Source organism: Stenotrophomonas sp. SPM (genome assembly GCF_003105135.1).
Classification (GTDB): Bacteria; Pseudomonadota; Gammaproteobacteria; order Xanthomonadales; family Xanthomonadaceae; genus Stenotrophomonas.
The window spans coordinates 1-7,579 of sequence record NZ_QETL01000144.1; the positions used below are offsets into that span (position 1 = coordinate 1).

The 7,579-nt window shown below is 70.4% G+C and carries 7 protein-coding genes and 1 pseudogene; 1 reads left to right on the forward strand and 7 read right to left on the reverse strand.

The window, feature by feature from the left end:
- Positions 1 to 821: 821 nt before the first annotated feature.
- The 6 genes and pseudogenes from DCO49_RS20580 to DCO49_RS18720 form a co-directional block, all read right to left on the reverse strand.
- Positions 822 to 1,823: pseudogene (locus DCO49_RS20580) on the reverse strand (serine/threonine-protein kinase); the annotation flags it as partial.
- A gap of 16 nt (positions 1,824 to 1,839) precedes the next feature.
- Positions 1,840 to 2,406: an ECF-type sigma factor gene (locus DCO49_RS18700; protein ID WP_108767212.1), complete on the reverse strand. Its 567-nt coding sequence runs from the start codon at positions 2,404 to 2,406 to the stop codon at positions 1,840 to 1,842.
- A 68-nt stretch (positions 2,407 to 2,474) separates the two neighbouring features.
- Positions 2,475 to 3,287, reverse strand: a complete 813-nt coding sequence (gene mutM, locus DCO49_RS18705) for a bifunctional DNA-formamidopyrimidine glycosylase/DNA-(apurinic or apyrimidinic site) lyase (RefSeq protein ID WP_116865266.1) — start codon at positions 3,285 to 3,287, stop codon at positions 2,475 to 2,477.
- A 40-nt stretch (positions 3,288 to 3,327) separates the two neighbouring features.
- Entirely contained in the window at positions 3,328 to 3,966 is a 639-nt protein-coding gene (locus DCO49_RS18710; RefSeq protein WP_116865270.1) for a hypothetical protein, read from the reverse strand.
- A 14-nt stretch (positions 3,967 to 3,980) separates the two neighbouring features.
- A complete protein-coding gene (locus DCO49_RS18715) occupies positions 3,981 to 4,310 on the reverse strand; it encodes an EF-hand domain-containing protein (protein WP_116865267.1) in 330 nt (109 codons plus the stop codon).
- Entirely contained in the window at positions 4,307 to 5,509 is a 1,203-nt protein-coding gene (locus DCO49_RS18720; protein ID WP_116865268.1) for a fatty acid desaturase, read from the reverse strand. The genes DCO49_RS18715 and DCO49_RS18720 overlap by 4 nt, the downstream gene beginning before the upstream one ends.
- Positions 5,510 to 5,698: 189 nt before the next feature.
- Between DCO49_RS18720 and DCO49_RS18725 the strand changes: the two genes are divergently transcribed.
- Entirely contained in the window at positions 5,699 to 6,484 is a 786-nt protein-coding gene (locus DCO49_RS18725) for an ATP-binding cassette domain-containing protein (protein ID WP_116865271.1), read from the forward strand.
- A 75-nt stretch (positions 6,485 to 6,559) separates the two neighbouring features.
- Here DCO49_RS18725 and DCO49_RS18730 read toward each other — a convergent pair.
- Positions 6,560 to 7,579: DUF4785 domain-containing protein (locus DCO49_RS18730; protein WP_116865269.1), on the reverse strand; the 1,020-nt coding region annotated here is incomplete at its 5' end.

Here is a 7,579-nt window from a genome sequence, read left to right on the forward strand (position 1 = left end):
CGGAATACGAGAAGTCCTTCAGGTCGCGCACGATGCGGGTCACCCGCTCGATGCCCTCGCGCGACTCCGCCATCAACTGCGGCAGGTCGCGGCTGATGATGTTCGAACGAGGCACGCGCGGCGTCCGCGTTGCCCAGCTGCGCCTGGCAGCGGCCCAGCTGGCTGTGGAATTCGGCCACCGTGGCTGGCAACGCATCGGCCTCGCGGGCCGCCAACGGCTGCAGCGGTTGCAGGTGCGCCAGGCAATCGCGGTCACGACCGAGCATGCGCAGCGCGCGACCACGCTGGGTCACCGCTTCCAGCTGCAGGGCGGGCGGCACGTCGTCAACCTGCTGCAGCAGCCGGCGCTGCTGGTCCAGGGTCTGCAGCGCCAGCTGGTAATCACCCAGGCCGATCCGCAGGCGGCCGATTACCCCCTCCAGCTCGGCCAGCGCCAGTGGCTGGTCGGCCAGTTCGGCCTCGCCACGCTGTTGCCCGGTGGCCAGCAGCTGCGGCACGTCGAAATGGCCGTGGCGTTCGCTGGCGGCCTTGTCGAACAGACTGACGGTGAAATCCTGCATGGCCTGCGCGCGGGCCATTTCCACCTGCGCCTGGCGCGCCTGCCACAGCGCGATGGAGGTGGTGCCGAGCAGGGCCAGCACCGCCACCGAGGCCAGCGCCACGCCCCAGCGGTGGCGGCCGATGTACTTGTTCACGCGGTAGCCCACGCCCGGCGGCCGGGCCTGGATCGGCCGGCCCTGCAGGTAGTGCCGCAGGTCGCAGGCCAGGGCCTCGGCCGAGGCGTAGCGCTGCGCGGGATCCTTCTGCAGGGCCTTTTCCAGCAGCACGTCGAGGTCACCGCGCAGCTGCCGGGCCTGACGCTGCAGCGCGCGCCGTGCGGCGCCTGGCTGGTCGGCCAGCCGCAGCAGCAATGACGATGCACGCGGCACCTGCACGTCGAGGATCGAGCGCTCCCATTCGGCATCGCTGTGCCTGCGCAGGCGGTAGGGCTTGTGCCCGGTCACCACTTCAAACAGCACTACGCCCAGCGAATAGACATCGGTGAGGGTGGTGACCGCCTCGCCGCGTACCTGTTCCGGCGCGGCGTAGTGCAGGGTGAAGGCGCGTACTTCGGTGGGCGGGTGGGTGGCATCGGCGGCGTCATGGTCGAGCAGCGCGGCGATGCCGAAATCCAGCAGCTTCACCGTGCCGTCGGCGCGGACCAGGATGTTGGAAGGCTTGAGGTCGCGGTGCACCACCAGGTTGGCATGGGCATGGCTGACCACCGCGCAGACCTGCAGCATCAGCTGCAGGCGCGTTTCCAGCGACGGTTCCAGGCGTCGGCAGTAATCGCTGATCGGCTCGCCTTCCACGTAGTCCAGAGCCAGGTAAGGCTGGCCCTGCTGGTCCACGCCGGCATCCAGCAGCTGGGCCAGGTGCGGGTGCTGCAGCCGGGCGAGGATCTGCCGTTCGCGGCCGAAGCGCTGGCGCAGCCCGGGATCGGCCACGCCGCTGCGCAGCAGCTTCAGCGCCACCTGGCGCTGGTACAGGCCATCACAGCGCTCGGCCAGCCAGACCTCGCCCATGCCGCCCTCGCCCAACGGGCTCAGCAGGCGGTAGGGCCCCACCTGGCTGCCCGCGCGCCCGGGTGGCGCCGCGGTCCACAGCGGCTGGGCCATGAATTCCTGGCTGTCGGCCTCCTGCAGCAGCAGGTGTTCCAGGTCGCGGCCCAGGGTCGGGTCGTGCTCGGCCAGGCGCTGCAGGCGCAGCTGCCGTGCCTCCGGGGCCAGCTCCAGCAGCTGGTCCAGCCAGGACGACAGTAGCTGCCAGCGCGCGGCATCCATGGTCGGCCTGCGCGCCTCAGTCGCCGCGCATCGCCGCCAGCAGGAACAGCCGCGCCTTCTGCCAGTCACGGCGGATGCTGCGCTCCGAGCGCTGGCTGAGTTCGGCGATCTCCTGTTCGGACAGGCCGGCGAAATAGCGCAGCTCGACCACCCGTGCCAGGTGCGCATCGACGGCCTGCAGTCGCTCCAGGGCAACGTCCAGGGCCAGCAGGTCCTCGTCCAGGCGCACGCCGCTGCTGCTGTTCTCGGGAATCTCGGCCACCCGTTTCAGGTCACCGCCGCGCTTGCGCGCCAGCCGGTTGCGCGCGTAGTCGACCACTACGCTGCGCATGGCCGAGGCGGCATAGGCGAAGAAATGCGCGCGATCCTCGAAGCGCGCCGCGCCGCGGCTGCCGAGCAGTTTCAGGTAGGACTCATGCACCAGCGAGGTGGCGTCCAGGGTACGTCCCTGCTGGCCGGCCAACTGGCGCCGGGCCATGCCGTGCAGCTCCTGGTACAGCGTGGTAAGCACGCGGTCCAGCGCCGTGCGGTCACCGCCGCGCGCGGCATCCAGCCAGACGGTGATATCCGGTCCTTCGTCCATCGCAACGTCCCCCCGCAGCGGATGCTGAGCGGACTATAACGCTGCCGGAGTGCGCTGCATGAAGAGATTCAGCGCTGGCAGCGGCTGCACCACACGCTGGCGCGCTGGCCGATCATCGCGTGCTTGAGCGGGCGACCGCACTGCGGGCACGGCAGGCCGTCGCGGCCGTAGACCAGCAGCTCCTGCTCGAAGTAGCCCGGGGCGCCATCGGGGCTGATGAAATCGCGCAGGGTGGTGCCGCCGCGGGTGATGGCGTAGCCGAGGGTGTCCTTCACTTCGCGGGCCAGGCGCCGGTAGCGTTCGCGCGAGATCTTGCCGGCCTCGCGCAGCGGGCTGATGCCAGCCTTGAACAGGCTTTCGGCGGCGTAGATGTTGCCCACCCCGACCACCACCGCCTGGTCCATCAGGAAGGCTTTCACCGGTGCGCTGCGGCCACGGCTGCGCTCGAACAGGTAATCGCCGTCGAAGGCCTCGTCCAGCGGCTCCGGGCCCAGCCCCTGCAGCAGCGGGTGCACCTCGCCGGCCGGCTGCCAGAGCAGGCTGCCAAAGCGGCGCGGGTCGTTGAAACGCAGCAGGCGGCCGTTGTCCAGGCTGATGTCCACGTGGTCGTGGGTGCGCAGCGGGGTGTCACCCGGCAGCACGCGCAGGCTGCCCGACATGCCCAGGTGCAGCACGGCGCTGCCCACGGCGGTATCCAGCAGCAGGTACTTGGCCCGCCGGCGCACCGCGTCGATGCGCTGTCCCGGCAGCAGATCGGCCACTTCCGGCGGAATCGGCCAGCGCAGGTCGGCGCGGCGCAGGATCACGCCATGGACGCGGCGGCCTTCCAGATGCGGCGCCAGGCCGCGGCGGGTGGTTTCTACTTCGGGCAGTTCAGGCATGGGCTGATTCTACGCCGGGCCACGCGAAGCCCGGCACCGGCTACGATTCCAGGTCGTTCGCTTCGACCAGGAAGGCGCCCTCGACCAGCGCGCCACGTCCGCCCAGCCGCCAGAACGCCAGATAGGGGGCGAAGTCGATCGCCTGCGGGGCCAGGGGCTGGGTGATGTACCAGCCCAGATAAAGATCGGAGGCGATGTGGTACAGCGCCTCGTCGAGCGCGGCCATCTGTGGGCTGTCCAGCGTGCGCGCCTCGTGCACCGCATCGCAGATGACATCGTGCAGGTAGTCGGCCGGGCCCGACCCGCGCAACGCCGCTTCCAGGCGCTCGGCCGGAGCGGACACCACGGGCACCTCGCGCAGCATGGCCTGCAGGCCGGGCTCACCGGCAGCGCCGGCCACGCGCGCCAGCTCGTCCAGCCAGGCGCGCGCGGCAGCCGCCCGTGCCTGTGCATCACCGGCGATGGCCGGTTGCAGGTACAGGTGGTCGCCCCAGTGGCCGGCGGCGAGCACGTCCAGCGCGCGCGACCGCAGTTCGTCGGCATGCGGGAAAGCGGCGAACACGGTCGCCAGTGTGTCCGCGTCGGTCACGCCCTGCAGCAGGCCGGAGAAATACCAGTCCTCCTGCTCGCTGCGCCCAGCGCAGAAATCGAGCCATTCGGCGAGGAGTTCGTCGTCCATCGGGTCATCCATGATCAGCGCGGCGGCGCAGAAAGTTCACGTGCATCCAGGTAGCCATCGCCGTTGGCATCCTGCTTGTGGAAGCGCTGCACGATCACCTGGCGCTGCTGTTCGCGGGTGATCGGCCTGCCCTTGCCACCGGGCAGCTCGTCGGCGGTCAGCACGCCGTCGCCGTTGCGGTCCATGTGGTCGAAGGCATACAGCATCCACTGCACGTACTCGGCTTCGCTGACCTTGCCGTCGCCGTCGCTGTCCATGCGCTGCAGGTAGGTGGCGGTGTCGGTGACCTGCGCGGAGGCGACCAGCGGCAGCAGGCACAGCAGCGAAACCAGCAGCTGCCTCATGCGCCCACCAGGGTGTAGCCCTTCAAACGCGCGGCGTAGGCCTGCAGGGCGGCGATGCCGCTTTCCTCGGCCTCGTGGCACCACGCCTGCAGGTGGCGCAGGCGCTCGGCGGCATCATGGCCGCGGGCTTCCAGCAGCGCGGCCAGGCGCGCGCGGTACTCGACCAGGGTGCGGATGCGCGGGCGCTGCGCGACCCATTCGCTGAGCTGGGCGCGGCTGTCCGGCTGCAGCCAGCGGCCATCGTTGACCAGGCCCCGGCGCAGGCGGCGCGGCAGCAGGCGACGCAGCTTGGCCCCGGCCTGGGTGGCCTCTTCGCGCAGGGCCGGCATGAACACGTTGCGCTGGTAATCGGTCATTGCCTGGAAGCGGTGCGACAGCAGCGCCTTCAGGGTCTCGGCATCAGGCACGGCGATGTTCGGGCGCACGTCCATGGCTGGCGCCACCCGCAGCACCTTGGCCAGGCGCAGCGCCTGCAGCAGGCGGATCGCGCTCCAGCCGATGTCGAACTCCCAGCGGCGCATCGCAAAGCGCGCCGAACTGGGGAACGCGTGGTGGTTGTTGTGCAGTTCCTCGCCACCGATCCAGAACGCCCACGGCGTCAGGTTGGTGGAGGTGTCGGCCGACTCGTAGTTGCGGTAGCCCCACCAGTGGCCCAGGCCGTTGACCACGCCCGCCGCCCAGAACGGAATCCAGGCCATCTGGATCGCCCACAGGGCCACGCCGGGCAGGCCGAACAACACGCTGTTGATGACCAGCAGCAGCACCGGGCCGAGGGTGGCGCGCGGCGTGTAGAGGTGGCGCTCGATGGCATCGTCGGGCGTGCCGCGGCCGTACTGTTCGATGTCCGCACGCATGCCGCGGGCTTCGCGGTACAGCTCCACGCCATGCCAGAACACCTTGCCGATGCCGCGGGTGACCGGGCTGTGCGGGTCGTCCTCGGTTTCCACCTTGGCGTGGTGCTTGCGGTGGATGGCCACCCACTCGCGGGTGATCATCGAGGTGGTCAGCCACAGCCAGAAGCGGAAGACATGCGCGACCGCCGGATGGAAATCGACCCCGCGATGGGCCTGGCTGCGGTGCAGGTACAAGGTGACCGAGAAGATGGTGAGCTGGGTGAACACCAGCAGCACCGCCAGCATGGCCCAGCCGCCCAGGCCGAGCACGCCACCGGTAAGCAGGGAGATCAGGGCATCGGGCATGGCGGCACTCCAGATCGACGCGGGGATGGCAGACATGATGGGCGCTTAAGTTGCAAACTGCACCCTCGCGGCGGTGTTCGTGCACCGTCATGAAGTGCCACCGTTCACAGTTGGGGACCTGAGTTGTCGAGCCTTGATCCGCGCGCCCATGCCGTTACCACTGCCCCGTCCACCGGGGCGCTGCCCCCGCTGATCGAACTGGACCAGGCCAGCGTGGTGCGCGGACAGGTGAAGGTCCTGCACGGGCTCAGCCTGCGCATCGCCCAGGGCCAGCACACCGCGCTGCTGGGCCCGAACGGCTGCGGCAAGTCGACCTTCATCAAGCTGATCACGCGCGAGCTGTACCCGCTGGCCCAGGCCGACTGGCGGGTCGCGGTGAAGGTGCTGGGGCAGAACCGCTGGCAGGTTGATCGGCTGCGCTCGCAGCTGGGCATCGTCACCGGCGACCTCAGCAGCAACCTGTCCGACATGCCGGGCCTGACCGTGGAACAGGCGGTGCTGTCGGGCTTCTTCGCCAGCTATGTGGTGCCGGCGTTCCGCGAAGTGACGGCGGACATGCGGGCACGGGTGGGCGAGACGCTGGCGATGACCGGGGCACTGGCCCTGCGCGAGCGTGCGTATGCCGAACTGTCGGCCGGCGAGACCCGCCGCGTGCTGATCGCCCGCGCCCTGGTCAACCGGCCGCAGGCGTTGCTGCTGGACGAGCCGTCCACCGGCCTGGACCTGGTGGCGCGGCAGCAGCTGGTGGCGACCATGCGCGTGCTGGCCCAGCAGGGCATCACCCTGGTGCTGGTCACCCACCACATCGAGGAAGTGATTCCCGAGATCGAGCGGGTGGTGCTGCTGCGCGATGGCCGCGTGCTGGCCGATGGCACCCGCGAGGAACTGCTGCGCGACGAGCCGCTGTCGGCGGTGTTTGGTGGTGCGATCAGCGTGGTGGAACAGAATGGGGTCTTGACCGCGTACGCGGGTTGATCGACAGCCGAGCATGGGCTCGGCTCTACATCATGCAACGCGGCGGGCCGGTGTATCCGGCCCGCCACGTTCTGCTCAGAACCGCAGCGCCAGCGCGCGCGATTCGATCGGCGCCATCCGGCTCTGGTCCTGCAGCTGCAGGTCACGCAGCTCATACGGTGCGCCGAAGCCGGCCGGCAGCGCGGCCTGGTCGAACGGCAGCACCAGCACGCCACGGCCGGCACCTTCGAACCACGCCGCCGCATGCGCCTGTGCCACCGGCTTCAGCTGGCCGTCGGTGCCGGTGGCGTACAGCGTGCCGCGCGCTTCGTAACGACCCGCGGCGGCCACCTGCAGCGGCAGGCTCACTTGGCGGCTGGCCGCATCGGGCGTGGCCTGGCCGCTGAAGCGAGCCGTCGGCTGCGCCACCGCGAAGGCCACCTTGCCATCGCGCAGCACGCCGTCGGCCTGGGCGAACACCTGCAGTTCCCACAGCCCCTGCACCGTGCTGGCCTCCGCCGGAATGCGCACCTGCGCGCGCAGGCTGCCATCAGTGGTGCGCAGCAGGCGTTGCGGCCAGCTGCGGCCATCCGGTGCCACCAGCAGGGCTTCACCGCCCAGGCTGCCGCGGCGCGTGGCCAGCTTCGCGGTACTGGCACCATCCTCCAGCAGTCGTGCCTGCAGCTGCACGCTGCCGCCGGCCAGTACCTGCGCTTGGTTGACCTGCACCTCCAGCCGCACCGGGCTGTTGGGTTCCAGCACCTGCACCACATAGCGGCCCTGCGCCTGCGCGCTCTGCAGCCGGTAGGCGCCCACTGCGCTGCTGACACCGGTGCGCAGCATGCTGCTGCCATCGTTTACCGCCATGCCCGCAGCCTGCAGCTGCCGCGCATCGACGCTGCGCGCGACGCTGGTGCGGCCGGCCGCATCGCGTACCTGCAGGGCGTCGGCGGGCAGCGCGCGGGCACCGGCGCCCGGGCTGACCTGGATCACCGCATCCGGTGCGCTCAGCGGCAGGTCCAGCCCGCGTTGCAGTTCGGCGGCGTCGACCTGTTGCCAGTAGCTGCGGCTGACCGCCGCGTAGGCGCCCGGTGCCTGCAGCGGCTGCGCCGGGTC

Bases quoted from the DNA above. Each gene is read 5' to 3' on its own strand.
- DCO49_RS18700 (WP_108767212.1), bottom strand. From the start codon at position 2,406: ATGGACGAAGGACCGGATATCACCGTCTGGCTGGATGCCGCGCGCGGC.
- mutM (WP_116865266.1), bottom strand. From the start codon at position 3,287: ATGCCTGAACTGCCCGAAGTAGAAACCACCCGCCGCGGCCTGGCGCCG.
- DCO49_RS18710 (WP_116865270.1), bottom strand. From the start codon at position 3,966: ATGGACGACGAACTCCTCGCCGAATGGCTCGATTTCTGCGCTGGGCGC.
- DCO49_RS18715 (WP_116865267.1), bottom strand. From the start codon at position 4,310: ATGAGGCAGCTGCTGGTTTCGCTGCTGTGCCTGCTGCCGCTGGTCGCC.
- DCO49_RS18720 (WP_116865268.1), bottom strand. From the start codon at position 5,509: ATGCCCGATGCCCTGATCTCCCTGCTTACCGGTGGCGTGCTCGGCCTG.